Below are 23801 nucleotides of genomic sequence, written 5' to 3' on the forward strand. Positions count from 1 at the left end.
CGCACAGTTCGCGACGGACGCGGGTGCGGACGGATCGTCAGCCAGTGAACTCGTAGGTCCACGCGGCCCCGTGCGCCGCGAAGTCGATGTCCGTGATCTCCAGCGCGTGCCCGTGCTGGTCGCACACCACCCGGTGGACGACCAGCCGGGCCGTGCCGTCCCCGACGCCCGTGGCGGAGGCCCGTGGCACGGCGATCGACTCCCGGCGGGTGAGCCGGAGTCCGGCCTGGTGCATCCAGTGGTAGAGCAGCCGCAGATCAGGCTGGGACACGGCGCTGCCGACCCGTCGATAGCGGGCGAGCTGCGGCACCTCGGCGACCGCAGGTCTGGAGAACCAGGACACCGAACGCTGCAGCGGTGTGCCGCCGGGGGAGAGGACCACATGGCGGTGGACGAGGGTGGGTTCGCCGGGGGCGAGGGCGAGCCGCCCGGCCGTCGAGGCCGGCGGCGCCTCCCAGGAGAGCGAGGCGCGCACCAGGGCGTCGGCCGCCTCCGCCCCGCCGGGAAAGGTCTGCCGATGAGCCGTCAGGGCCGGTACGTGAGACCTGTGCTGGCTGCCCGCGGCGAAGGTGCCGCGGCGGTCGGTGACGACGAGCCGTTCCGCGCGCAGCAGTTGGAGCGCGCTGCGGACCGTCTGCCGGTTGACGTGGTAGCGATGCGCGAGGGAGCGCTCGGACGGGAGCCGGCTGCCGGGGGAGATCTGCCGGTCGGCGAGGTCGCTCCGCAGTGCGGCGGCGACGCGAAGGTAGAGCGGGACCACCGCCGCCTGCTCGGGTTCGGGCTCAGTCATGTTCCAAGCCTCTCTTTGCTCAGCGTGACTGCTCGGGTGCCTGACCGCCGTGACTGCTCACCGTGACGGTCCGGACCGCGTGGGTGATCAATTTCTACCATTGGTCTAAACCATCAAGGAAGGGGGGGTGGGAGGAGTGGCCGAAATCGGGACCGCCCCGGGGTGCGCGCGGCGCCGTCTGACCTTGTAATGAGTGACGACCGGTAAGCGCGGTGGAAGAGGCGGGTGAGGCCGGATGACGACACCGGCGGAGCGGGCCCAGGCCGGCAGAGCGGCCCGCAAGAGCGTGCCACGGTCCTCACACGGCCGTTGGATCCCGTCCTCGCAGCGCCCTGACCCGCTGACCGTGCTGGAGCGGCAGGCCGTCGACCGCGTACCGGAGCTGATCCCGATCCGGTACGGGCGGATGGCCGTCTCGCCCTTCGCCTTCCTGCGCGGCGCCGCCGCGGTCATGGCCGCCGACCTCGCCGCCCAGCGTCACACCGGGCTCACCGTCCAGCTCTGCGGGGACGCCCATCTGCTCAACTTCGGCGTCTACGCCTCACCCGAACGGACGCTTCTCTTCGACGTCAACGACTTCGACGAGACCCTGCCCGGTCCGTTCGAATGGGATGTGAAGCGGCTCGCCGCCAGTGTGGTCGTGGCAGCCCTCCAGAACGGGACCACCAAGGCCAAGGCCCACCGGGCCGCCCTCGTCGCCACCGAGTCGTACCGCACCGCCATGACACGTCTCGCGGAACTCGGCGAGCTCCCCGTCTGGTACGAGCGGATCGACGCCGACGACCTGACCGCACTCGTACGTCCCGAGCGGCGTGCGCGCCTCGAGAACCGCCTCGCCCGTGCCCGGCGTCGTACCAGCCTCCAGGCGCTCGCCAAAATCACCGAGGAGGACGCGAGCGGTGGCCGGCGCATCGTCGACGATCCACCACTCCTCGAACGCGTCACGGACGTGGACCGCGTCACCCTCGGCAAGATCTTCAGCGACTACCGCAGTTCCCTCCCCGAGGAGCGCCGGCTGCTCCTGGACCGGTTCCACTACGTGGAGGCGGCGCGCAAGGTCGTCGGCGTCGGCAGCGTGGGAACCCGCTGCTTCGTCCTGCTGCTCCAAGGCCGCGACGACGGCGACCCGTTGATCCTCCAGATCAAGGAGGCCGGCCGCTCGGTCCTCGAGCCGTACCTGTCCCCGAGCGCGTACACCCATCAGGGACAGCGCGTCGTCTGCGGACAGCGCCTCACACAGGCCGCCAGCGACATCTTCCTCGGCTGGATGACCGGACCCGAGAAGCGCCACTTCTACTGGCGTCAGTTGCGCGACATGAAGGGCTCGGCCGAGGTGGAGACCATGTCCCCGGCGATGCTCCGCGCGTACGCGGGCCTCTGCGGCCGTGCCCTGGCCCGTGCCCACGCCCGCTCCGGCGACCGCATCGCCATAGCCGCCTACCTCGGCTCGTCGGACGTCTTCGACCGGTCGATGGCCGACTTCGCGATCCGGTACGCGGGCCAGAACGCCGACGACTACGCGGCGCTGAGCGCCGCGATCGCCGCCGGAGTGATCACGGCGGCGCCGGGGATCTGACGACCGCCCGCGCCGCCACCGTCGGACCCCGGAGCGGCCGCCGGCGTTCCGGTCGTCGCCGTCGCCGTCGCCGTCGCCGTCGCCCCGGACACCGCCGTCGTGCGCCCTACGCCTCGCGTCGCATCGGCGGCTCCGCAGGGGTCCGTGGGACCGGGCCGAAGAGCACCGCGCGGGCCACGGCCGGGGCGAACAGCGTCGTCATCGGAGCCGTCAGGGTCAGTACGGAGCGGAACGCGGCGCCCACGACCGGATCCCCGCCGTACCGCTGCTGCAGTCGCCTCAGGTACCAGCCGACCGGCTTGTCCACCGCGCGCGCCTGGATCCCGTTGCCGGTGGCGCCCGGCATGTTCTTGTCCGCTCCGGCCGAGATGTCCCAGGCCTGCTTCGAGGAGTCGAGGACCGCGCTCTGGACGGTACGGGTGGTCGGCGTGTTCCGCGGGTCGGCCAGCGCCCTGCGCAGGGCGACGGCGTTCAACGCCGCGACGGTCATGCCCTGTCCGTAGATCGGGTTGAAGGCGCACAGCGCGTCGCCGGTGGCGAGGAAGCCGGCCGGTCGGCGGCCCGGACGGTCGTACCGGCGACGGATGTTGGCGGTCTGCCGGAAGCCGTGGACCGGGGACTCCGGCGTGGCCTTCGCCAGCCACTCGCTCAGGATGGGGTGGGGGAGCTTCGCGGCGAACGCCTCGAACCCGTCGTCGTCGGTCGGGGGCCGGTCGTCCCGGAGCCCGGACAGGGTGACCAGATGGAGCCCGTCCCCGATCGGCAGCATCACGCCGCCGTACACCTGGTCAGGGTTCGGCACGACGTTGAAGCCCAGCGCGTCCATGTCCAGGCCCGCGCCGGCTCGGTACATCCGGGTCGCGTAGGACAGGCCGGTGTCGATCGTCTCCTCGTGCGGGGCTTCCGCCCCGATGGCGGCAAGCCAGTCCGAGGCGTGCGTGCCACGGCCCGACGCGTCGACCACGAGATCGGCCTCGAGGGAGCGGCTCTCCCTCGGGTTCCCCGTTCCGCGCTTGCGCAGCAGGACGCCGCGCACCCGCGACGCGTCGCCGATCAGACCGATGGTCTCGGTGCCCTGCACCGTCTCGATCCGAGGGTCGGCGAGGACCCGACGGCGCACCAGCCACTCCAGTTGGGCCCGCGGTCCGGTGTAGAGGTGGGTGGTGGCAGGGTGGCGGCTGAACCACATTCCGTTCTGCCACTGGACCATGTCCTCGGGCATCCCCACCCGGGGAGCGCCGAGTTCGCGCAGTTCTCCGGTGAATCCGGGGAGCAGTTCGTCGAGTGCCTGCTGCCCGGCGTCGAGAAGCACATGCACGTGCCGGGACTGCGGCACGCCCGGCCGGGTGTCCGGTCCCTCGGGGAAGCGGTCGCGCTCGACGACCGTCACCCTCTCCGCGTGCTCGCTGAGCACCCGCGCCGCCAGCAGGCCCGCGAGACTTCCCCCGATGACCACCGCGTGCCGTGTCCTGCGGTGCCCCAACTCGTCGGCCATCCCCGCCCCTTCCCCGAAGTGGATCTCCTACTGAGAAGTATCCACGGTCTCGCGGGGCACGTCGCGTGCGCCGAGCCGAAGGTGCTCGATGTGGTACACGGCCTCGTCGAGGAGTTGGGCGACGTGGTTGTCGTAAAGGCTGTACTCGATCCGGCGGCCCTGCCGGACCCCGGTCACCAGGCCCAACGCGCGGAGCAGGCGCAGCTGGTGGGAGACGGCGGACTGCTCCATGTCGACGGCGTCGGCGAGTTCGGTCACTCCGCACGGGCCCTGGCGCAGCTTGGTGAGGATCATCAGCCGTGAGGGCGTCGCGAGGGCCTGGAGGGTGGCGGCGATGGTGGCCGCGGACTCCGCGTCCAGGTGGGTTGCCGGGGTTGTCTCGCCGTTCACGCCGTGTCCCATGCGCTCATCGTAGCGGCGGCGATAAACTGACGAATGAAGACCTCTTCATGTATTCCGCTATGGTGATGTCCTCCGCCCCGACGTCCGATCGAAGAGGTGCCCAGCCATGGCTTCTCCGGTGCTCGATGCCCGGACCACCGCCCCTGCGGACAAGGCCCCGCCGGCCTCCCGCCGCACGCGTGCGTCCGCCCTGCCCGAGGTCCGCTGGGCCGCGCTGTCCGCCCTCGCCTTCCTCCTCGCCCTGCCGCTGGACCTGACCGGCGCCCCCGCCTGGGCCTGGGGGCCGCTCTACGCGGTCAGCTACGCCGCCGGAGGCTGGGAGCCCGGCTGGGCGGGGCTCCAGGCGCTGCGCGAGAAGTCCCTCGACGTCGACCTGCTCATGGTGGTCGCCGCGATCGGCGCGGCGGCGATCGGCCAGTACCTCGACGGCGGCCTCCTCATCGTCATCTTCGCCGTCTCCGGCGCCCTGGAGGCGCTCGCCACCCGCCGCACCGCCGACTCCGTACGAGGTCTGCTCGACCTCGCGCCCGCGAAGGCGGTACGGCTGACGGCCGGGGCCGAGGAGCCGGTTGACGTGGCGGACCTGCGGATCGGCGACACCGTTCTCGTACGGCCGGGGGAGCGGCTGCCCGCCGACGGCACGGTGCTCGACGGCGCGAGCGACGTCGACCAGGCGACCATCACCGGGGAGTCGCTGCCCGCGGCCAAGGCGCCCGGTGACGAGGTCTTCGCCGGCACCCTCAACGGAACCGGAGCCCTGCGCGTACGGGTGGACAAGGACGCGGCCGACTCCGTCATCGCCCGGATCGTCGCCCTCGTCGAGGAGGCCAGCGCCACCAAGGCGCCCACCCAGCTCTTCATCGAGAAGATCGAGCAGCGCTACTCCGTCGGCGTCGTCGTCGCCACCCTGGCGCTCTTCACGATCCCGCTCGCGCTCGGTGCCGACTTCACCAGTGCGCTGCTCCGCGCCATGACCTTCATGATCGTGGCCTCGCCCTGCGCGGTCGTCCTCGCCACCATGCCGCCGCTGCTCTCCGCGATCGCCACCGCCGGCCGCCATGGCGTCCTGGTCAAATCGGCCGTCGTGATGGAACGCCTGGGCGCGGTCGACCGGGTCGCGCTCGACAAGACCGGCACCCTGACTGAGGGCACGCCCCGGGTGACCCGTGTCGAGGGGGACCCGGAGGCGCTCGCCCTCGCTGCCGCGGCCGAGCTGCCCAGCGAACACCCCCTGGCCCGCGCGGTGGTCGCCGCGGCACGCGCCCGCGGCCTGGCCGTCCCCGAGGCGAGCGACTTCGTCTCGGTGCCCGGTGAGGGCGTACGGGCCGTGGTCGAGGGCCGTGAGGTACGCGTCCGACGCGCGGACGGCGACCATGCCGACACCGCCGTCGAGGTCGTCGTCGACGGCACCAGGGTCGCCGTCCTGGAACTCGCCGACCGGCTCCGCGACGGCGCCCCCGAGGCGGTGGCCGCCCTCACCCGCCTCACCGGCACCACCCCCACCCTCCTGACCGGCGACAACGCCGGGGCGGCGGGCCGGGTCGCCGAGCAGACAGGGATCACCGACGTACGGGCGGCACTGCTGCCGCAGGACAAGGTCGAGGCCGTACGGGAGTGGGAGCGGGCCGGTTCGAAGGTCCTGGTGGTCGGCGACGGCGTCAACGACGCGCCCGCCCTCGCCGCCGCCCACAGCGGCATCGCGATGGGCCGGGCGGGCTCCGACCTGGCGCTGGAGACCGCCGACGCGGTCGTCGTACGCGACGAGCTGGCGACGGTCCCCACGGTCCTGGCCCTCTCGCGGCGCGCCCGCCGACTGGTGGTCCAGAACCTGGTGATCGCGGGCACCTGCATCGGCGCCCTCGTGATCTGGGACCTCTTCGGCCACCTCCCGCTGCCACTCGGCGTGGCAGGCCACGAGGGCTCCACGGTCCTGGTGGGCCTCAACGGCCTGCGACTCCTGCGCGACGCGGCCTGGCGCAAGGCGGCGACCGGGGAGTGAGCCGACCGGTGGCGCGGGCGCTATGCCGGTCCGCGGCTCGGAGCGAGCCGGGCGGGCGCCCGGGCCGATCCGCCGTCACGCGGCTCGGAGTGACCCAGGCGACGGCGCGGGCGTACTACCGGTGCGCGGGTCGGAGCGAGCCGGGCGGGTGCCCGGGCCGATCCGCTGTCACGAGGCTCGGAGCGAGCACCCACGCGGGGCGCGGGCCCAACGGCCGGATCGCGCGGGTCCGAGTGCGCCGCCGGGTGGTCGCGGTTGTCGACCGCCCGGGATCGGTCGGAGCGAGCAGACGGTCGACCAGGCCGATCCGCCGTCACGCGGCTCGGAGTGACCCAGGCGACGGCGCGGGCGTACTGCCGGTGCGCGGGTCGGAGCGAGCCGGGCGGGCGCCCGCGCCGCCCCACCTCACGAGGCTCGGAGCGAGCACCCACGCGGGGCGCGGGCCCAACGGCCGGATCGCGCGGGCCCGAGCGCGCCGCCGGGCGGTCGCGGTTGTCGATCGCCCGAGATCGGTCGGAGTGAGTCCGGGCGGGCGCGCAGGCCGACCCCGTCGCTCGGCCCCGCGCGCACCCGTTCGCCGCGTCCCGTGACGCCGAGGCGCCGGGAAACGCGGTCGGGAAGGGGAGGGCGGGGCCCCTGATGAGGCGCTCCGCTCGCGGTCGACCGCGCTCCGGGCGACGATGGCCGTACGGAGGAGTCCTCGACGCCTCCGCGGCCCAGGCGCGCACCGAAGTGCGGCCGGCCGACCAGCCGGCCGGCCTCCGGTACCGCCGTGACCTGCCACGGCTTCGCGCCCAAGCACTCCGAAAGGTCGGCTCCCATGCAACCCGCGCTCAGCACCGACGTGCTTGCGAAACTGCGTCAGCCCCGTCCCTATCCGGCCGTGTCGCTGCTCATGCCGACACACCGTCGAGAGCCGGACAACACCCAGGATCCGGTCCGTCTCCGTAACCTTCTGGCCCAGGCCGGGGAGCTGCTCCAGGCGGACCCGGCGGTGACCCGCGAGCGGCGTACCGACGTGCTGAGCCAGCTGGAGCAGGCCCTCGCGGAGGTCGATCTCGTCCATGCCGAGGACGGTCTCGTGATCTATGCGGCGCCCGGAGAGCACCAGGTCTGGTCCGTGGCCCGCTCCGTGCCCGAGCGCGTCGTGATCGCCGACACCTTTCTCACGCGCAACCTCGTCGCCGCTCAGGCGGCCGAGCAGCCCTTCTGGGCGCTCGCCGTGGCCGCCGACCGGGTCTCGCTGTGGAACGGCGACGCCGAACACGTCACCGAACACACCGAGGACGGGTTCCCGCTGACGCGGAGCCTGGAGGACCCGGACGCGGAGCGCAAGGAGCGCATCGGCGACATGCCGAGCACCTTCCGTGACGAGCAGACCCGCCAGTTCATGCGCCAGGCGCACGAGGCGCTGCGCAGGGTCCTCAGCTCCTCCCCCCGCCCGCTGTACGTGCTCGGTGAGGCCGCGGCGGTGTCCCTCCTCGAGGAGATCGGTCCGCTGGGCAAGGACACGACGATCGTCCAGCGCGGCGGGCTGGCCGCCGGTCCGGCCGCCCAGGTGTGGCAGGCGCTCGAGCCCCTGCGTACGGACAAGGCGGCGGCGGAGAAGGAGGCGGTCGTCTCCGAGCTGGACGCGGCACAGGGCCGACGCGAGTTCGCCGGCGGTCTCGACGAGGCGTGGAAGGCCGCGAAGGAGGGCCGTATCCGTTTGCTGGCCGTTGAGGAGCACTTCCAGGCAATCGTCCGCGACTACGGCGACCACCTGGAACCGGCCGAGGCGGCCGACCTCGACTCGCGGGACGACATCGTGGACGAGATCGTGGAGCAGGCCCTGCAGACAGGGGCGGAAGTGCGCTTCGTACCCGACGACACGCTGACCGGCGCGGGCCGGATCGCCGGCGTCCTGCGCTACTGACCACGGAGGAACAGATGTCAGATCTCATCGTCATCGGCTACGAAGAGCGCTCGGTCGCGAACAGGGCCTTCAAGACGGTTCAGGAGCTGGAGAAGGCCCACGTGGTCGACCTCGGCGGACTCGCGGTCGTCTCCGTGGACCTGGAGGGCGAGATCCATGTCGATACGCCCAAGAAGAGCGAGAAGACGGCCGTCTCGGCCACGGCGGGTGCGCTCTGGGGCCTGGTCTTCGGAATCGTCGTCCTCACTCCCGGGCTCGGCGTGGTGGGTGCCGCCATCGGAGGACTGATCGGCAAGCTGAGCCAGATGGGCATCGACAAGGGCTTCCGGGAGAAGGTCCAGTCCCTTCTCGAGCCCGGTTCCAACGCCGTGGTGATCATGGCGTCGAAGATGAACGAGGAGAAGTTCGCCGCCGCCATGCAGGGGTACGGCGGAACGGTCCTCAAGACCTCGCTCGCGGAGGAGGACGAGAAGGAGCTCGTGGACCAGCTGGCCGGCGACGCCGGGTAGCAGGACGAGGCGCGGGCCGACGAACCGGAGCGGAGGTCGGCACGTCACCTCATGGAGTGCGCCTCAGCGCTCCAGCTCCGCCAGCGCGTGCGTCAGCCACTCCACCCAGAACCGCTCCAGATCGATCCCGCCCCGCAGCACCAGATGGCGCAGCCGGTCCGGCTCGCTCTCCCGGCGCGCGGGCGGGAAGTCCCGCGCCTCGATCGCCAGGTACTCCTCCAACTGGCTCCGGTGCAGGTCGAGATGGCGGCTCAGCTCCTCCCGCATGCCGGGCGCCCCGACGACCGCCGCGGCCCGCATCCGCAGCAGCAGCGCCGCCCGCATCGGCTTGGGGTCCTCGCTCCGCGCCACCCACTCGGTCAGCTCCTCGCGGCCCGCGGGCAGGACCTCGTACTCCTTCTTCTGCCCACGCGCCGGCACCGGGGCGGGCAGGGCACGGATGTGCCCCGCCTGCTCCAGCTTGCCCAGCTCGCGATAGATCTGCTGATGCGTGGCCGACCAGAAGTAGCCGATCGACTTGTCGAAGCGGCGCGTCAGCTCGAGGCCGGAGGACGGCTTCTCGAGCAGCGCGGTCAGGATCGCGTGCGGGAGGGACATGGACGCATCCTAGAAGCGGCCGGCCACGGTGATCACAGGGTGGCCGCCAGTCGCGTGCCCTGGTCGATGGCGCGCTTGGCGTCCAGCTCGGCGGCCACGTCGGCGCCGCCGATCAGGTGCGCGGTGCGGCCCGCGGCGATCAGCTCCTCGTACAGGCCCCGGCGCGGCTCCTGGCCCGTGCACAGGACGATCGTGTCGACCGGAACGGTCTGCGGCTCGCCGTCGATCGTGAGGTGCAGGCCCTCGTCGTCGATCCGCTCGTACGACGCGCCCGCGACCATCGTGACGCCCCGGTGCTTCATCTCGGCGCGGTGGATCCAGCCGGTGGTCTTGCCGAGTCCGGCGCCGACCTTGGTGGTCTTGCGCTGGAGCAGGTGGACCTGGCGCGGCGGCTTCGGCCGCTCGGGGGCGCGCAGTCCGCCCCGCGTCTCGTAAGAGGTGTCGACACCCCACTGGCGGAAGTAGGTCTCGGGGTCCTGGCTCGCGCCCTCGCCGCCGTCGGTGAGGAACTCGGCGACATCGAAGCCGATGCCGCCCGCACCGATGATCGCGACGCGCTCACCGACCGGCGCGCCGTCCCGCAGGACGTCGAGGTAGCTGACGACGCTGGGGTGGTCGACGCCCTCGATCGCCGGGGTGCGCGGGGTGACTCCGGTGGCGACGACCACCTCGTCGTAGCCGTCGAGGTCGCCGGCCCCGACGGGGGTGTTCAGCCGGACCTCGACCCCGCGCTCGTCGAGCCGGGTGCGGAAGTAGCGCAGCGTCTCGTCGAACTCCTCCTTGCCCGGCACGCGCTTGGCGATGTTCAGCTGTCCGCCGATCTCGCTCGCGGCGTCGAACAGGGTGACGGAGTGGCCGCGTTCGGCGGCGGAGACGGAGAAGGCGAGTCCGGCCGGTCCCGCGCCGACGACCGCGATCCGCTTGGTGAGACGGGTGGGGGAGAGGACGAGCTCGGTCTCGTGGCAGGCGCGGGGGTTCACCAGACAGGAGGTGATCTTCAGGCTGAACGTGTGGTCCAGGCACGCCTGGTTGCAGCCGATGCAGGTGTTGATGGCGTCGGCGCGGTCCGCGGCGGCCTTGGCGACGAACTCAGGGTCGGCCAGGAAGGGACGGGCCATCGAGACGATGTCGGCGCGGCCCTCGGCGAGGATCTGCTCGGCCACCTCGGGGGTGTTGATGCGGTTGCTGGTGACGAGGGGGATGCTCACCGCGCCCATCAGCTTCTTGGTCACCCAGGTGTACGCGCCACGGGGCACCGAGGTCGCGATGGTTGGGATGCGGGCCTCGTGCCAGCCGATACCGGTGTTGATGATGGTGGCGCCGGCGGCCTCGATCTCCTTCGCGAGGGCGACGACCTCCTCCAGGGTGGAACCGCCCGGCACGAGGTCCAGCATCGAGAGCCGGTAGATGACGATGAAGTCCTCGCCGACCCGCTCACGGATGCGCCGGACGATCTCCAGCGGGAAGCGGACCCGGTTCTCGTAGCTGCCGCCCCAGCGGTCGGTGCGGTGGTTGGTGGCGGCCGCGATGAACTCGTTGATCAGATAGCCCTCGGAGCCCATGACCTCGACGCCGTCGTACCCGGCGGCCTTGGCCAGCTCGGCGCAGCGGGCGTAGTCCTCGACGGTCTGCTCGACCTCGGCGTCGGTGAGCTCATTGGGGACGAAGGGGCTGATCGGCGCCTGGATCGCGCTGGGGGCGACGAGTGCGGGGTGGTAGGCGTACCGGCCGAAGTGCAGGATCTGCATCGCGATGCGCCCGCCCTCGGCGTGCACGGCCTCGGTGATGAGCTTGTGCTCGCCGACCTCGTCCTCGGTGCTGAGCTTGGCGCCGCCGTCCCAGGGGCGGCCGGCCTCGTTCGGGGCGATGCCGCCGGTCACGATCAGGCCGACGCCCCCGCGGGCGCGCTCGGCGTAGAACGCGGCCATCCGCTCGAAGCCGTTCTCGGTCTCCTCGAGGCCGACGTGCATGGAACCCATGAGCACCCGGTTCGGCAGGGTGGTGAACCCGAGGTCGAGCGGGCTCAGCAGGTGCGGGTACGGGGTGGTCATGGGGGCGCCTCCTCGCGCAGTGTCGTCAGGACTGTTGTAGACGACCCGAGGGAGCTTGTGCAACAAGTTGCATAAGAGGGGGAGGGTGATCTGCGCGACGTTGCACCACCACGGCCCCCTGGCGGGGATCCGCCAGGGGGCCGTCGTGGTGCTTCGAGCGCCTCAGGTGCCAGGTGCGTGAGGCGCCCCAGGCGCGCGGGTGCTTCCCGTGCCCCGGGCACCTGTGGGGACCGGTCGCGGCGACCAGCCGCCTCTGGTGCCTGAATGCCGCAGATGCCTCGTGCGCCTCACGCGCCTCGGGGTGCCGTGACCCAGGTGTCCAGGTCCTCCGCCGTGCGCGGACCCTCCGCGTCCGCGGCGAGCAGGCCGTGCGCGCGCAGCAGCCGCGTCACCGCCATGCCCCAGGGCCGACGCAGGCGCGCCGCGTCGAGGAGCTCGTCGTCGGCGAGCAGCTCCTCGATCGGGCCCGTACGCAGCCCCTCGGGCGAGAGCACAGCGGCCTCGTCCGCCCAGCGCAGCGCCAGATCGACATCGTGCGTGGCCATGACCACCGTCGTACCGGAGTCCCGCAGCCGCCCGAGCACCTCGAGGAGTCGCTCCTGCCCGTGCGGATCGAGCCCGGCCGTCGGCTCGTCCATGATGAGGACCCGCGGCCGCATCGCCACGGCGCCCGCGATCGCCGCCCGCTTCCGCTGCCCGTACGACAACAGATGGGTCGGGCGGTCCTCCAGGGCCACGATGTCCAGCGCCTCCAGCGCCTCGCGGACCCGGAGCCGTACCTCCTCCTCCGGAAGCCCCAGATTCATCGGCCCGAACGACACGTCCTGGCCGACCGAGGCGGCGAAGAGCTGGTCGTCCGGGTCCTGGACCACCAGCTGCACGGTCGTCCGCAGCCGGGTCAGCCCCTTCCGGTCGTACGACACCTCCTCGCCGTCCAGCCGGAGCGCGCCGTTGCTGCTGCGCAGACCGCCGCTCAGCAGCCGCAGCAGCGTCGTCTTGCCGCCGCCGTTGCGGCCGAGGAGAGCCATCGCCCGGCCCTCCGGCACGGCGAAGTCGATGCCGTCGAGGACGACCGGCCCGTCCTCGTAGGCGAACGTGGCCTTCACCAGTTCCACGACAGGAGGTGCAGGGCTCACGGCAGGGACCTTTCCAGTACGAGAGTGAGCGTGACGAGACCGGCCAGGAGGCCGGCCGTCGACGCGAGGAAGCGGGTCGACACCGCCGCTTGGGGCACCAGGACCCGCAAGGTCCCGTCGTACCCCCGCCCGGCGAGCCCCGTCTGCAGGCGCTGCGCCCGGTCGAAGGCGCGCACGAACGCGGTCGCACCGAGCCCCGCGAGCGAGCGCCACGTCGCCGCCCGGGTGGTGAGCCCGAGCCGGGCCGCCTGCGCCTGCCGGATCTTGGATATGGCGTCCAGGAGCAGGAAGCTGATCCGGTACATCACCAGCGCCACGTCCACCACGGGAGCCGGCACTCCGGCCCGTACGAGACGCGGCAGCACGTCCGAGACGGGCGTGGTGAACGCGAACAGCAGCACGCCCAGGGACGCGGCCGAGGTCCGCAGCAGCAACTCGCCCGCGTGCAACGGTCCGTCCGGCGCGAGGGCGACGAGCCCCCGTGCACCGCCGACCTCGAACAGGAGCGGGATCGCGCCCGTCACGCAAAATCCCAGCGGGATCCGGAACGCCCGCCACAGCTGGCGCCCCGGCACCCCGGCAGGACCGAGGAGCACGGCGAGCGTGGCCGCCGCGACGAGCACGGCGCCCGGCCAGGGCGGCAGACAGACCGCGCAGAGCGTCAGACCGAACCCGAGCACCGCTTTCTCGCAGGGGTGACGGCGGCGCCAGCGACTGCTGTGCGCCGCAGCGTCGATCGGCAGCATCGGCGCCTACTCGTCGCCGGACGCCGACCGCAGCGCCTTCGCCTCGGCACGGGCCTCGCCCTGCTTGCGGCCCCTGTGCACGCCGAAGTAGTACGCCAGCACGCCGGCGCCGAGCGCCGCCTGGAGCGAGAACAGCGCCGACTCGATCTCGCCGGACGGCGGCTCGTACAGCGGGCTGAACCACGGCTCGTAGTCGGGAGCGATCTCCGTGATCGCCGTCTCCGCCTCGGCGTCGGCCCCGGTGAACGGCTCCTCCTTGTGGTCGCCGAGCCCGAGCACCAGCGGGAGCACCGCGAGCGCCGCGACGACGAGCAGGAGCAGGGTGTTGATCTTCGCGTTCCGGCTCATCAGGCGCTCGCCTCCGCGTTCTCGTTCTTCTTCCGGGACGGGAGCAGGACGCCGAGGCGGGTCAGGTCCCCCTTGCTGGACTGCGTGAGCAGCCGCATCACGAGCACCGTGAGCAGCCCCTCGCTGACGGCGAGCGGCAACTGGGTCACGGCGAAGATCCCGCCGAACTTGGCCAGCGCGCCGAGCACACCGCTGCCCGGGTCCGGGAAGGCCAGCGCGAGCTGCACGCTGGTGACGCAGTAGGTGGAGATGTCGGCGACGAACGCGCCGAAGAACACGCTCACCATCAGCGGCACGTTGGACCGGCGCAGCAGCCAGTACGTACCGAAGCCGGCCCATGGGCCGACGATGGCCATCGAGAAGACGTTGGCACCGAGCGTCGTGAGCCCGCCGTGGGCGAGCAGCAGTGCCTGGAAGAGCAGCGTGATCGTGCCCAGGACCGCCATCACGGGCGGCCGGAACAGGATCGCGCCGAGCCCCGTACCGGTGGGGTGCGAGCAACTGCCCGTCACCGACGGAATCTTGAGCGCGGACAGGACGAAAGTGAACGCACCGGACGCACCGAGCAGCAGGGTGGACTCGGGGTTGGCCTTGACCTCACGGGTCAGCGCGCGAACACCGTGGACAACGAAGGGAGCGGACGCGACGCCCCAGGCGGCCGCGTGCACAGGGGGCAGATACCCCTCGGCTATATGCATGGTTGGGAGACCCTCTCCAGCACCTCGTGGATGGACAACGCACCTTGGCCGGTCTCCTGGCTGACGGGTCATGCCGCCGCGGCTCCGCCTTCCCAAACCGCCGCGGTCTCCCGCGGTGGTCCAGTGGCTTCCCCGGAGGGATGGAGCCGGACTTCCCGATCACAGTGGCGAGGGCCGCACCGGTACCGCACCGGTTTCCCGTACACCAAGGCGCTGTGACAGTAGTGGGTTGACCAGGTACATCACAACACGGAGGCTCCTCCGGACGGTGTGTGACAGATCTCGCGCGCGCCCCCCTCTCACTCCTTTCGATACGTGTAGGCCTCCGAGGCCGCGGCCACCACGGCATCCAGATCCCCGCCCGCGCTCGCCGTGACGAGGGCGGCGACGGCGCCCTCGACGAACGGGGCGTCCACGAGCCGTGCCCCCTCCGGCAGCTCGTCCTCCTCGGCGAGGAGAGCCTTCACCGTCAGTACGGCGCTGCCGAGATCGACGAGCAGCGCCACACCGGCACCCCGGTCGACCTCCCGCGCCGCCCCGACGATCAGCTGGGAGCTGGTGCCGAGGCCGCCGTCCGGCCGTCCGCCCGCGGGGGCGATCGGCGCGGTCGCTCCGCCGCCCGCGAGACCCTGGGCCAGTGCGGCGACGGCGCCGGCCACCTCCGCGCTGTGCGATACGAGGACGATTCCGACCTGCGCGGTCACTCGGCCGCCGCCTCGACGAGGGCGGCGATCAGCAGCGCGGACGAGGTGGCCCCGGGGTCCTGGTGCCCGATGGAGCGCTCGCCCAGATAGCTCGCCCTGCCCTTGCGCGCCTGGAGGGGTACGGTCGCGAGGGCGCCCCGCTCGGCCGCGTCCCGGGCGGCCGCGAAGGACTTGCCGAGCCCCTCGGTAGCCGGAACGAGGGCGTCCAGCATCGTCTTGTCACCCACCTGCGCCCCGCCGAGCTGGGCGACCGCGGCGACTCCCGCGGTGAGCGCCGCCGCCAGCTCCTGCCGCGTCACCGCCGGGGCCTCGCCGAGACCCTTGCCCGTCCGGCGCAGCAGCGTCCCGTACAGCGGCCCGGACGCGCCGCCGACGGTGGAGATCAACTGCCGCCCGGCAGCGGCGAGTACGGCACCCGGCGTCGTGGGCGGATCCTTCTCCAGCGCATCCGTCACGGCGCCGAACCCCCGCTTCAGATTGGCCCCGTGGTCGGCGTCGCCGATCGCCGAGTCGAGCTCGGTGAGGCGATCGGCCTCGCGTTCGACGGCTGCCGCGGCGATGGTCAGCCAGCGCAGGAAGAACGCGGCGTCGAACTCGTCGACTTCGGACACTCCGCTCACCGGCCCCAGCGCAGGGCGGGCGTCTGCACGGGCGCGTCCCACAGTCGCAGCATCTCTTCGTCGGCCTCGCACAACGTCACCGAACAGCCGGCCATGTCGAGGGAGGTGACGTAGTTCCCGACCAGGGTGCGGGCGACCGGCACCGCACGTTCGGTCAGGACCCGTTGGACCTCGGCGTTGAAGCCGTACAGTTCGAGCAACGGGGTGGCGCCCATGCCGTTCACCAGGGCGAGGACCGGTCCGGACGGCCGCAGATCGTCCAGTACGGCATCGACGGCGAAGTCCGCGATCTCCCGCGAGGTCATCATCGACCGCCGCTCACGCCCGGGCTCGCCATGGATCCCGATGCCCAACTCCAGCTCACCGGCGGGCAGATCAAAGGTGGGACTGCCCTTGGCGGGCGTGGTGCAGGCGCTCAGCGCGACACCGAAACTCCGCGACCGCTCGTTCACCCGCCGCGCGATCGCCTCCACCCGCTCCAGCGGCGCGCCCTCCTCGGCCGCGGCCCCGGCGATCTTCTCCACGAACAACGTGGCCCCGGTCCCGCGCCGCCCGGCCGTGTACAGACTGTCCGTCACCGCCACGTCGTCGTTGACGAGCACCTTGGCGATCTGGATCCCCTCGTCCTCGGCGAGCTCGGCCGCCATCTCGAAGTTGAGGACGTCCCCGGTGTAGTTCTTGACGACGAACAGGACCCCGGCCCCGCTGTCGACCGCGGCGGCGGCCCGCACCATCTGATCGGGCACGGGCGACGTGAAGATCTCCCCGGGGCAAGCGGCCGCCAACATCCCGGGCCCCACGAACCCCCCGTGCAACGGCTCATGCCCGGACCCACCTCCGGACACGAGCCCCACCTTGCCGTCCACGGGCGCGTCCCGCCGCAGCACGACGCGATGCTCGACATCGACGGTGAGCTCGGGATGCGCGGCGGCCATCCCCCGCAGCGCATCGGCGACCACGGTCTCGGGAACGTTGATCAGCATCTTCACGGACATCTCCTGGCAGCGCTGGCAGGTGTGGTGCGACCTCCAGCAGTATCTGCGCTCCCCGCCCCCGATCACAGACCCCGCAGGGCCGGTGCGTCGCGGCCGCCTTCCAGGGCCGCTACACCAACGCCTCCGGCTCGCAGATCAGCTCGGTTCGCCCACGAGGGCGCACTGCCCTTCGAGGCCGTCCCGATCTGGACGCGACCACGGAAAGCCGTCGTCCGAGTACGTTGCGTAGACCTTGCTCAATCCTTGGCGCCCGGCAGGTCTGTCATGACTGTCCGTTGGTCTTGCACCGCGCGTTCGAGCGGCGCAGGGTTGAAAGAGGGGAGCGGATGGAGGTGCGGTATGCCTCGTATATCTCTCGCCGCTTCCGTGGTCATCCTGTTTCTTGCCCCCTTGGGTTTGGCATCCGCTCAGTCGGTGGATGCCCCTGTCCGACCGGCACCGGTCGTCCAGGAGCAAACCCTCGAGCGTGGTTCGTGTTCTCAGGAATCGGGTGCCTCGTTGACGCTCGCGGCGAACGACAAATGCGCTGGGATCGTCTGCCCGGGAGGTACGACCTGTAAGAACGGCAAATGTGTCACGAACCCCTGTGCGGGCATCGTCTGCCCGGGAGGTGAGACGTGCAAGAACGGTCGGTGCGTCGCGAACTCCTGTGCGGGCATCTCCTGTCCGACGGGTGAGACGTGCAAGAACGGTCGGTGCGTCTCGGACCCCTGTGCGGGCATCTCCTGCCCGGTGGGTGAGACATGCAACAACGGTAAGTGCAAGTAGTCCACGCGACGTTGAGCAGCCCCTGACGAAAGTCCGGGGCTTTTGCGTGGGGTCGTGCGGCTGCGGAGGACGGCCCACCCGTACCGTCCTCGCAGACGCGGGGATCCGGTCGCGTGATCGCGCGGGCCATGTCAGGGTGAGGCACCTGACAGGTCGTCCGGGTGCGGTGCTCGTACGGTCGCTGTGACACCGGCCGGAGTCCGCATTACCGGCTGGTGGCGGGTGCCTGCACGGCGGCGATCGCGTTCGGCCCGGTCCGGTGGCTGCCCTGTTCGAAGGTCCGGAGCAGGTCCGCCGCGACGCTCACCGCGATCGTGGCCGGTTCCTTGCCGGTGACCCCGGTGATTCCGATCGGGGTCTTGATGCGGTCGATGGCGGCGGCGTCGTGACCGGCCGGGGCGGGCGGATCAGCCACGCCTCGGCGGTGCTCTTGTCCGGCTGGCCGTTGCGCAGCGGCAGGGCTGCTACGTCAACGAGGTCGGGGGCGTTGTGCCGTTGCCCTCGACGTCGACGACCAGCAGGGCGGGCCAGGTGCTGAACTTCATGGCGCGGGCGTTCCGTTCTCCGCCGGCCGGCCGATCGGAGCGCGGCCGTACTGGTGGTGATGGTGGGGCTTGCTTCGGTCGTGGCACTGGCAGCCGAATCCGTGCTGGAGGAAGTAGCTCATGTGACGCCGTCCCGGTCGGCCTCGTGCTGACCACGAGCGCAGCCAGTCGGCGGAGGAAGCTCGCCTGGGTTCCGGCTGTCGCGGCGGCGTCGATCACCTCACCGAGTCGTACGCCGGCTCGTCCGAGAGGCCGCTCAGCCGCGGGCACGTGCTGCTCTCCACGAAGACTCCTTGAAACCTGGGTATCGAAGGAAGCCCCGGCCGTCCGGGATGGACGACCAGGGCTTTTCACCATGCAGGAGCCTTTGGCGGATCCCTGCGTCAGGAGCTCACCCCGCGTCTGGCCTGCTCGCGGATGATCGGCGTCACCCGCGAGCAGGAGATCAGCGCCTGAGCGTGAGCGGTCCGGGCCCGGCTTCGCAGTCGTCGAGATCGTGGCGCCGGACGAGGCGGCGGTCCGGGAGGTCGCCGAGCGCCTCACCGGGAGCTGGGCGTCCAGCGGCACCCCGGTGGTGCGCGAGGTGGCCGGTCACGTGCCGGGACAGTGGACCTTCACCGGCCGCGTGTACGTCGATGTGCAGATGCCCGCCCCGGGTAAGACCCGCACACGCCGGCGGACTGGGTCCGCTTCCCGTCCCCGCCGTGGGGCGGCCGCCTGGGCACCGAGAAGCCGACATGCCTGCGACGCCGGGTCGACGGCAACCCCTGCCGGCGGCAGGCCGCTGAATGGCCCGGGGGATATGGAGCGGAGTCCCAGGCGCGTGCTGGGCGCACCTCAAGCGCGTCGAGCAGCAGGAGTGCATGGGGGTACGCGCGGCGTACAAGGCGGCGTTCTGGTGTTGAAGCGCGTGCACCAGCAGGACGCTGGGCACAGCCGGAACGAGTGGTGCGACGGCTGTACCTGGCCCTCGGGGCGGATGCCGGCAGCCGCCTTCTGAGCACCGGTCTTCCGGGATGCTGCGGGACTCCGACTGCGTATGGGACACAAGTCCTGTGGAGCGGTGACGATCCGTCACGGCTATGGACGAGACCTGTGCGGGTGATCACGTCTCCCCTAGTCTGACGGGGCCTTGATCGTTTCGAGCCAGGGGTGGGGATCCGTATGGCAGCGCGCACGACCGGCGACACGAGACCGGGACGGGAGCGGTGGCTCTCGTCCCGCGAGGGAACGCGGCGGCTCCGCCCCCTGCTCGCGGCCGTTGCCGCGCTGCTCGTCGGCCTCACCATGGGCTGCTCCGCCCCGGGGGGCCCGATGCGCGTCGTCTGGGAGGCCCCGGTCGACGACAATGCCCGGGACTACGGCAACGGTGCCTGGCTCGTCGGCGACACGCTCGTCCGCAGTCGGTACGACGCCGTCACCGCCTTCGACGCCCGGTCGGGCGAGCGGCGCTGGGAGTACGCACCGCCCGGTCAGGACCATGTGTGCGCGGTCGGTCGCCGTACCGCCGGTTCCGTCATCCTGCTCGCGCGGGGAGACCGTGGCCCCGGCGGTCAGGGCTGTGCAACCGTCGCCGCGCTGGACCTCACGACCGGCCGGGAGCTGTGGCACGTCCGGCGCGCCCCGGCCGACCTCACGGAGTCGCTCACCGACATGGTCGCCGCCGGGGGCGGGCTCGCCGTACTGCGGGACGGCGACGACCGATGGGTCCTCGAGACGATCCGGCCTGCTGTTCAAGGCTCGGAGGCCCTGCGCGCTTTCGACCTGCTGACCGGCGCCCCGCGCTGGCAGGCAGCAGTCCCGGCGGGCTGTGTGCCCGAGCGGGTCGCCGCCGGCGAGCGACAGGTCCTCGCGGTGCTCACCTGCGGCCGCACTGAACTGCGGCTGGCCGCGTTCGACAAGGCCGACGGGAAGGCACAGTGGTCCGCGCCGCTCGGCGGCCGCCCGACTCCGGGCACGGACGCGGAGGTGACGCTGCTGTCGACCGATCCCGTCGTCGTGCAGGTCGGCGGGACCGTGCCAGGCGGCCTGCCGGGCGCATACCTCACCTTCGGCGAGGACGGGACACCCCTGAGCCGGATCGAGTCCACCGGTGGTCACGGCACGAGCCAGTCGCACAGGCCCGGGGTTGTGGCGGTCGCGGACGGGCGGCTCTACGCCGCCGCCGAGACCAAGCGCGGCAAGGAGTACGTGAACCGGGTGGTCGCCTTCGACCTTGCGAAGGGCACCGAAGTGTGGCGGAGCGACCTGACCGCCGGCCGCGGCTTCCTCGCACTCGAAGCGGCCGGAGGCCGAGTGACCGCCCTCGTCCGCATGCTCGCACGCAGGCATGACGACATGGACGAACTGCTGGTCCTCGACGCAGCCACCGGCGATGAACAGGACACCAGCGACACCGGGGCCGACGTGGACCACAAGGCGGGCGAACTCGCGGACCTGCTCATCCACGAGGACCGGGTGGTCGTCGTGCGTTGGGGCTGGGGCGTGCGGCCCTTCTCGGTGTACGAGCGCGGATGACGTCTGGGACATCAGGACGCGCTTTCAGAGCAGTTCGCATGCTGCGTCACCGGCCGGGACGACACTTCGGACCGGCTGGAGGTTGCGTGGGGATGGGGCGTCGATGTCGTCACAGCGCCTGGATACCGTTCTGCCATGACAGACGAGGACCCGATCGCCGATCACGTCGCCGCCTGCCCCGTCACACCCCTCTTGGTGGAACAGGTCGTCGGCCTGGCAGAACTGCCTTGGGACGACCGAACGGTCCCCGAGGCGGCATTGCAGCGTCTGGGCTGGTGCGAAGGCGACGGCTTGCCGTTGGAAGACATTCTCGTCACCGCCGAAGGTCATCTCGCCTACCTCGGGGACCACGTCGCCCTGTCGTTTGCCCACTTCTACTGGGTTGGCGGCGAGGACTGGGCTGAGGACTTCTGGGGCACGTTGCCCGGCTGGTCCAGCCACGAGAACGCCGGACGCGAGGTGTTCGACGCGCAGATCGACGCCGCTATCACCGGATTCACTCAGCGACTCGGTCCCCCTGAGCATGACCTCAGGTCCGAAGGCGGCACCCTGGCCATGGGATCCGGCGACTGGCGGCACGCCGCCTGGCGCCGCGGGAGCAACCTTCTCGTCATCGGCCCGCGCCACGAAGGGCTCTCCTACTTCCAGTTCGAGGAGGCCGTGGTCTGCATCGGATCTGTCGAGACGACCGATCCACTGCCTGCCCTCCACGACTTCATCGCCTGACCACCTGGCGACACCTCTCCTCGGCCCGAACCTCATCCGGAGGGCGGGGGCGCGGCATCGGCCTCCACGCCAAGGCTCGCACGGCTCACCAGGCAAACCCCAGGAGGTTGGCCTGAGCGACCTTCACGGGAATCTAGCCAGAGCCCGAGTTGGTTCCGGCTCGACTTCTGTGGAGCTGCTCCGAGGGACGGTCACCGTCCGGCGTTGTCGCCATTCAAGTGGTCGCGGGCTGCGGCGACGTACGTGGCGATGGCCGTGGTGAGGTGAACGTGCTCAGAAGCCCGCTTCCGCGTGGCCTTCTTCAGCGTGGTCTTCTTGGCGGCCGCCTTCTTCGCCGGCGCTTTCTTGGCTGCGGCCTCATAGCCCCGGCTGCTCCTGCCAACGATGCAGGCGCCCTTGACCGACTGGCAGTCCACGATCCGCGTCACCGGGTGCGGCCAGCGGCCCTTGCCGGCGGAGCTGATCACGGATGTAGGTGACGACCCCGGCCCGGTTCCACCTCCAGAAGAACCCGTAAACCGTCTCCCAGGGTTCGCCACCGAGGGCCCCTTCCGTGCGGAGGACTGGACCCTCACCAAACCCTGTCATCAATCACCAACGGATCTGATTGGATCCGTGCCGCCGGCAGACCCCGCAAAGTCCGGGTTCGTTGGACGCCTGTCGCGCCTACGCCGCGCCTACGGCTCAAGCAACTCCGCCTCAAAGTGGGGAGCGAGGGCCGGCCCAACGCTTGTAAGGGTAGCGGGGGTTCCGGTGTCCTGGAAAACGTGGACGGTGATCACGTCACCTGCATCCAGCTGAACAACCTTGGAGACGTCCTGCGTAGGCCCGGCATTGACTGCGGCGCTCTGCTCGTCCAGGGCGACGGTATTGCCGTTGACTTGGATGCTGAGCTGACGAATCGCGCCCGGAGTTGGAGTGAATCTGATTTGAATGCTCCCCGTGAGGAGGTAGCGCCCGGGAGTGTTGACCGTCAGAGTCGAGGACGTCGGGTCAAACGTCATGCCCGTGACGTAGTTGGCGCTATTGAATTCGATCGTCTTGAGGGTATTGCTCAAGGCAAAGTCGCCAATAGTGCCGTAGATGCTCGCGCCCACATCGACTGTGCTCCCGGCAGGCCCGGTTGCCCCGGTTGCACCCGTAGGCCCGGTTGCACCCGTGGCCCCGGTTGCACCCGTATTCCCGGTTGCACCCGCGGGGCCAGTCGAGCCCGTCTCACCCGTTTCGCCGGGCACGCCCTGAGGACCGGTGGCTCCCGTCGCACCAGTCGCCCCGGTGGCGCCTGCGGGGCCAGTCGCTCCGGTGGCGCCGGTCGGGCCGAACACACCATTCCAGCCCTCGTCGTCGCACTTGTCGTGCCGCTTGGGGTGGCAGTCGTCGGGGTCCGGGCCTGCCTGGCTCACCGCCGCCGTCGACTGGTACTGGGCAGTCGCCAACGCCGGGCTGCTGAAGCTCAGCAGTACGAGGGTCAGCGACACCATCGTTCCGCCAGCCATCCAATTCTCTCTTCTGGGGATCGGACCGAGAGCCGACCGGTGCCCATGCCCAGGGCTCATAGCGTTACTCCTTGAGGAACCGAGATGTGTGCACTTTTCGAAAGGGTTCCCTTCCCCCCGTCAACGAGACGCGCGCACCATCGCGGAATGATCAACCTATTGGCGCATCGGCACCCGAGGCCCCGCCGGTTGTTCCCACTTCGCGGTGGGACCTCACTACGTCCGTAGTTGCATCCGCGGTGCCGGTGTACTGGCGCTGGACACCGACGGTGTCAGTGCCCTTCTTCACGCCGCCGGTCTTGTCGACCACCAGAACCGCCTGGTCGTCCCGCAGATGCTCCACCACGTAGGCCCGCACGTCGTCGCGGAGCTGGTCGGCGTCCCCCACTTGGCCCGCCCGAGGAGGTGCTGCATGCCGTCCGGGGTGCTCTCTCCGGCCCACTCTGCGATGGTCCAGCAGTTTTTGCGCGGCAGGTCCGACAGCAGACCGAGCACCAACCGCCCGACTCGACGTCGGGGTTCGACCCGTGCGAACCGGCCCGCGATCCGGGCCATCAGGCCCTCGAACGCCTCCTGCCGGCGGGCAGGGTCTACGCTGTGACCTGCGGCCACCGCATGATCTTCAGTCTTCACACACCGATGATCAACGGTGGCCGCACCCGTCTCCGCAGCGCGTCGGGGTCGCGCAGCGTCTGCCTGCCGTCATGTGTCTGGAGGACTTGTGCAACGTGGCGAAGTCTGGTGGGTCCAGTTCGACGAGCGGAGGCCGGTCGTACTGCTGTCGGGAGACGACACGTCCGGGATCCGGGTGATGCAGGTCGTCGCTCCGGCGGGCGTCGACATCAGCGGTCTGGGCATCGAAGTGACGGTCGGCGCCGATGAAGGACTGCCGTTCGAAGGCGTGCTGCGGCTCGCGTTCCCGCGTCCAGGCTTCACCCCGTGCACGTGGCTGACCACTGTGTCCCGGGACGACCTGATAGAGCGGGCGGCCGTCCTGTCCTCCCTGAAGCTCAGCGAGATTGACGACGCCCTCCGACTCGCTGAACAAGCGCAGGAGCGGACCCCGGCCACGACCGCGAAGCTCAGCGAGATAAGGGATGCCCTCCGTCTCGGTGAACTCGGATAGACGAAGAAGGAGCCGACGCCCGCGACGGCGTGGGCGATCTCG

21 protein-coding genes, 3 pseudogenes and 1 riboswitch are annotated in these 23801 nt (G+C 71.1%); of the genes and pseudogenes, 8 read left to right on the forward strand and 16 right to left on the reverse strand.

The window, feature by feature from the left end:
* Positions 1–37: 37 nt before the first annotated feature.
* Positions 38–790 carry a GntR family transcriptional regulator gene (locus tag ACFC0D_RS07130; RefSeq protein WP_376431935.1) on the reverse strand — a complete coding sequence of 251 codons (753 nt, stop codon included), beginning with the start codon at positions 788–790 and terminating at the stop codon, positions 38–40.
* Positions 791–1025: 235 nt separating this feature from the next.
* Here ACFC0D_RS07130 and ACFC0D_RS07135 point away from each other — a divergent pair, with 235 nt between their 5' ends.
* On the forward strand, positions 1026–2366 hold the full coding sequence (locus ACFC0D_RS07135) for a DUF2252 domain-containing protein (protein ID WP_376431937.1): 1341 nt from the start codon (positions 1026–1028) through the stop codon (positions 2364–2366).
* 106 nt (positions 2367–2472) lie between these two features.
* Here ACFC0D_RS07135 and ACFC0D_RS07140 read toward each other — a convergent pair whose 3' ends face one another.
* Together ACFC0D_RS07140 and ACFC0D_RS07145 are read right to left on the reverse strand one after the other, a co-directional pair.
* The gene (locus tag ACFC0D_RS07140) at positions 2473–3861 is read right to left on the reverse strand and encodes an FAD-dependent oxidoreductase (protein WP_376431939.1); all 1389 of its coding nucleotides are present in this window, start codon (positions 3859–3861) and stop codon (positions 2473–2475) included.
* A gap of 27 nt (positions 3862–3888) precedes the next feature.
* Positions 3889–4263, reverse strand: a complete 375-nt coding sequence (locus ACFC0D_RS07145) for an ArsR/SmtB family transcription factor (protein WP_376431941.1) — start codon at positions 4261–4263, stop codon at positions 3889–3891.
* Positions 4264–4369: 106 nt separating this feature from the next.
* Between ACFC0D_RS07145 and ACFC0D_RS07150 the strand changes: the two genes are divergently transcribed.
* The 3 genes from ACFC0D_RS07150 to ACFC0D_RS07160 all read left to right on the forward strand — a co-directional run bounded on the left by ACFC0D_RS07150 (position 4370) and on the right by ACFC0D_RS07160 (position 8686).
* Complete coding sequence (locus ACFC0D_RS07150; protein ID WP_376431943.1) at positions 4370–6262, forward strand: heavy metal translocating P-type ATPase; 1893 nt, start codon at positions 4370–4372, stop codon at positions 6260–6262.
* Positions 6263–7082: 820 nt separating this feature from the next.
* On the forward strand, positions 7083–8177 hold the full coding sequence (locus ACFC0D_RS07155) for a chemotaxis protein (RefSeq protein ID WP_376431945.1): 1095 nt from the start codon (positions 7083–7085) through the stop codon (positions 8175–8177).
* A 14-nt stretch (positions 8178–8191) separates the two neighbouring features.
* Positions 8192–8686 (forward strand): DUF1269 domain-containing protein, encoded by a 495-nt coding sequence (locus ACFC0D_RS07160; RefSeq protein WP_376431947.1) that lies wholly within the window; start codon positions 8192–8194, stop codon positions 8684–8686.
* A 63-nt stretch (positions 8687–8749) separates the two neighbouring features.
* Here ACFC0D_RS07160 and ACFC0D_RS07165 read toward each other — a convergent pair whose 3' ends face one another.
* The 10 genes and pseudogenes from ACFC0D_RS07165 to ACFC0D_RS07210 form a co-directional block, all read right to left on the reverse strand.
* The gene (locus ACFC0D_RS07165) at positions 8750–9283 is read right to left on the reverse strand and encodes a helix-turn-helix transcriptional regulator (protein WP_329123869.1); all 534 of its coding nucleotides are present in this window, start codon (positions 9281–9283) and stop codon (positions 8750–8752) included.
* Positions 9284–9315: 32 nt separating this feature from the next.
* A complete protein-coding gene (locus tag ACFC0D_RS07170; protein ID WP_376431950.1) occupies positions 9316–11334 on the reverse strand; it encodes an FAD-dependent oxidoreductase in 2019 nt (672 codons plus the stop codon).
* A gap of 287 nt (positions 11335–11621) precedes the next feature.
* Positions 11622–12470 (reverse strand): ATP-binding cassette domain-containing protein, encoded by an 849-nt coding sequence (locus ACFC0D_RS07175; RefSeq protein WP_376431952.1) that lies wholly within the window; start codon positions 12468–12470, stop codon positions 11622–11624.
* Positions 12467–13216: a cobalt ECF transporter T component CbiQ gene (cbiQ, locus tag ACFC0D_RS07180; RefSeq protein ID WP_376431955.1), complete on the reverse strand. Its 750-nt coding sequence runs from the start codon at positions 13214–13216 to the stop codon at positions 12467–12469. Before cbiQ ends, ACFC0D_RS07175 begins: the two co-directional genes overlap by 4 nt.
* Positions 13217–13222: 6 nt before the next feature.
* Entirely contained in the window at positions 13223–13564 is a 342-nt protein-coding gene (locus ACFC0D_RS07185) for an energy-coupling factor ABC transporter substrate-binding protein (RefSeq protein WP_376431957.1), read from the reverse strand.
* The gene (locus ACFC0D_RS07190) at positions 13564–14262 is read right to left on the reverse strand and encodes an energy-coupling factor ABC transporter permease (RefSeq protein WP_376431959.1); all 699 of its coding nucleotides are present in this window, start codon (positions 14260–14262) and stop codon (positions 13564–13566) included. The genes ACFC0D_RS07185 and ACFC0D_RS07190 overlap by 1 nt, the downstream gene beginning before the upstream one ends.
* Before the next feature lie 28 nt (positions 14263–14290).
* Positions 14291–14515, reverse strand: a riboswitch (cobalamin riboswitch).
* 46 nt (positions 14516–14561) lie between these two features.
* Positions 14562–14966, reverse strand: a complete 405-nt coding sequence (locus tag ACFC0D_RS07195; protein WP_376431962.1) for a PTS-dependent dihydroxyacetone kinase phosphotransferase subunit DhaM — start codon at positions 14964–14966, stop codon at positions 14562–14564.
* On the reverse strand, positions 14963–15586 hold the full coding sequence (gene dhaL / locus ACFC0D_RS07200; RefSeq protein WP_376431964.1) for a dihydroxyacetone kinase subunit DhaL: 624 nt from the start codon (positions 15584–15586) through the stop codon (positions 14963–14965). Before dhaL ends, ACFC0D_RS07195 begins: the two co-directional genes overlap by 4 nt.
* On the reverse strand, positions 15583–16575 hold the full coding sequence (gene dhaK, locus ACFC0D_RS07205) for a dihydroxyacetone kinase subunit DhaK (protein ID WP_376431966.1): 993 nt from the start codon (positions 16573–16575) through the stop codon (positions 15583–15585). Before dhaK ends, dhaL begins: the two co-directional genes overlap by 4 nt.
* A 979-nt stretch (positions 16576–17554) precedes the next feature.
* A pseudogene (locus ACFC0D_RS07210) lies at positions 17555–17740 on the reverse strand (xanthine dehydrogenase accessory protein XdhC); the annotation flags it as partial.
* 626 nt (positions 17741–18366) lie between these two features.
* Between ACFC0D_RS07210 and ACFC0D_RS07215 the strand changes: the two are divergent.
* The 3 genes and pseudogenes from ACFC0D_RS07215 to ACFC0D_RS07225 form a co-directional block, all read left to right on the forward strand.
* A pseudogene (locus ACFC0D_RS07215) lies at positions 18367–18894 on the forward strand (hypothetical protein); the annotation flags it as partial.
* A gap of 164 nt (positions 18895–19058) precedes the next feature.
* Entirely contained in the window at positions 19059–20411 is a 1353-nt protein-coding gene (locus ACFC0D_RS07220) for a PQQ-binding-like beta-propeller repeat protein (protein WP_376431968.1), read from the forward strand.
* A gap of 135 nt (positions 20412–20546) precedes the next feature.
* Positions 20547–21137 (forward strand): hypothetical protein, encoded by a 591-nt coding sequence (locus ACFC0D_RS07225; RefSeq protein ID WP_376431970.1) that lies wholly within the window; start codon positions 20547–20549, stop codon positions 21135–21137.
* A 191-nt stretch (positions 21138–21328) separates the two neighbouring features.
* Here the strand turns inward: ACFC0D_RS07225 and ACFC0D_RS07230 are convergent, their stop codons facing one another.
* The 3 genes and pseudogenes from ACFC0D_RS07230 to ACFC0D_RS07240 all read right to left on the reverse strand — a co-directional run.
* Positions 21329–21604, reverse strand: coding sequence for a hypothetical protein (locus ACFC0D_RS07230; RefSeq protein ID WP_376431972.1), 276 nt, complete (start codon positions 21602–21604; stop codon positions 21329–21331).
* Between the two features lie 210 nt (positions 21605–21814).
* Positions 21815–22234, reverse strand: a complete 420-nt coding sequence (locus ACFC0D_RS07235; protein ID WP_376431974.1) for a hypothetical protein — start codon at positions 22232–22234, stop codon at positions 21815–21817.
* Between the two features lie 634 nt (positions 22235–22868).
* Positions 22869–23188: pseudogene (locus ACFC0D_RS07240) on the reverse strand (transposase); the annotation flags it as partial.
* Positions 23189–23354: 166 nt separating this feature from the next.
* Between ACFC0D_RS07240 and ACFC0D_RS07245 the strand changes: the two are divergent.
* Entirely contained in the window at positions 23355–23759 is a 405-nt protein-coding gene (locus ACFC0D_RS07245; protein ID WP_376431976.1) for a type II toxin-antitoxin system PemK/MazF family toxin, read from the forward strand.
* Positions 23760–23801: the final 42 nt, after the last annotated feature.

The organism is Streptomyces sp. NPDC056222, assembly GCF_042264065.1.
Classification (GTDB): Bacteria; Actinomycetota; Actinomycetes; order Streptomycetales; family Streptomycetaceae; genus Streptomyces.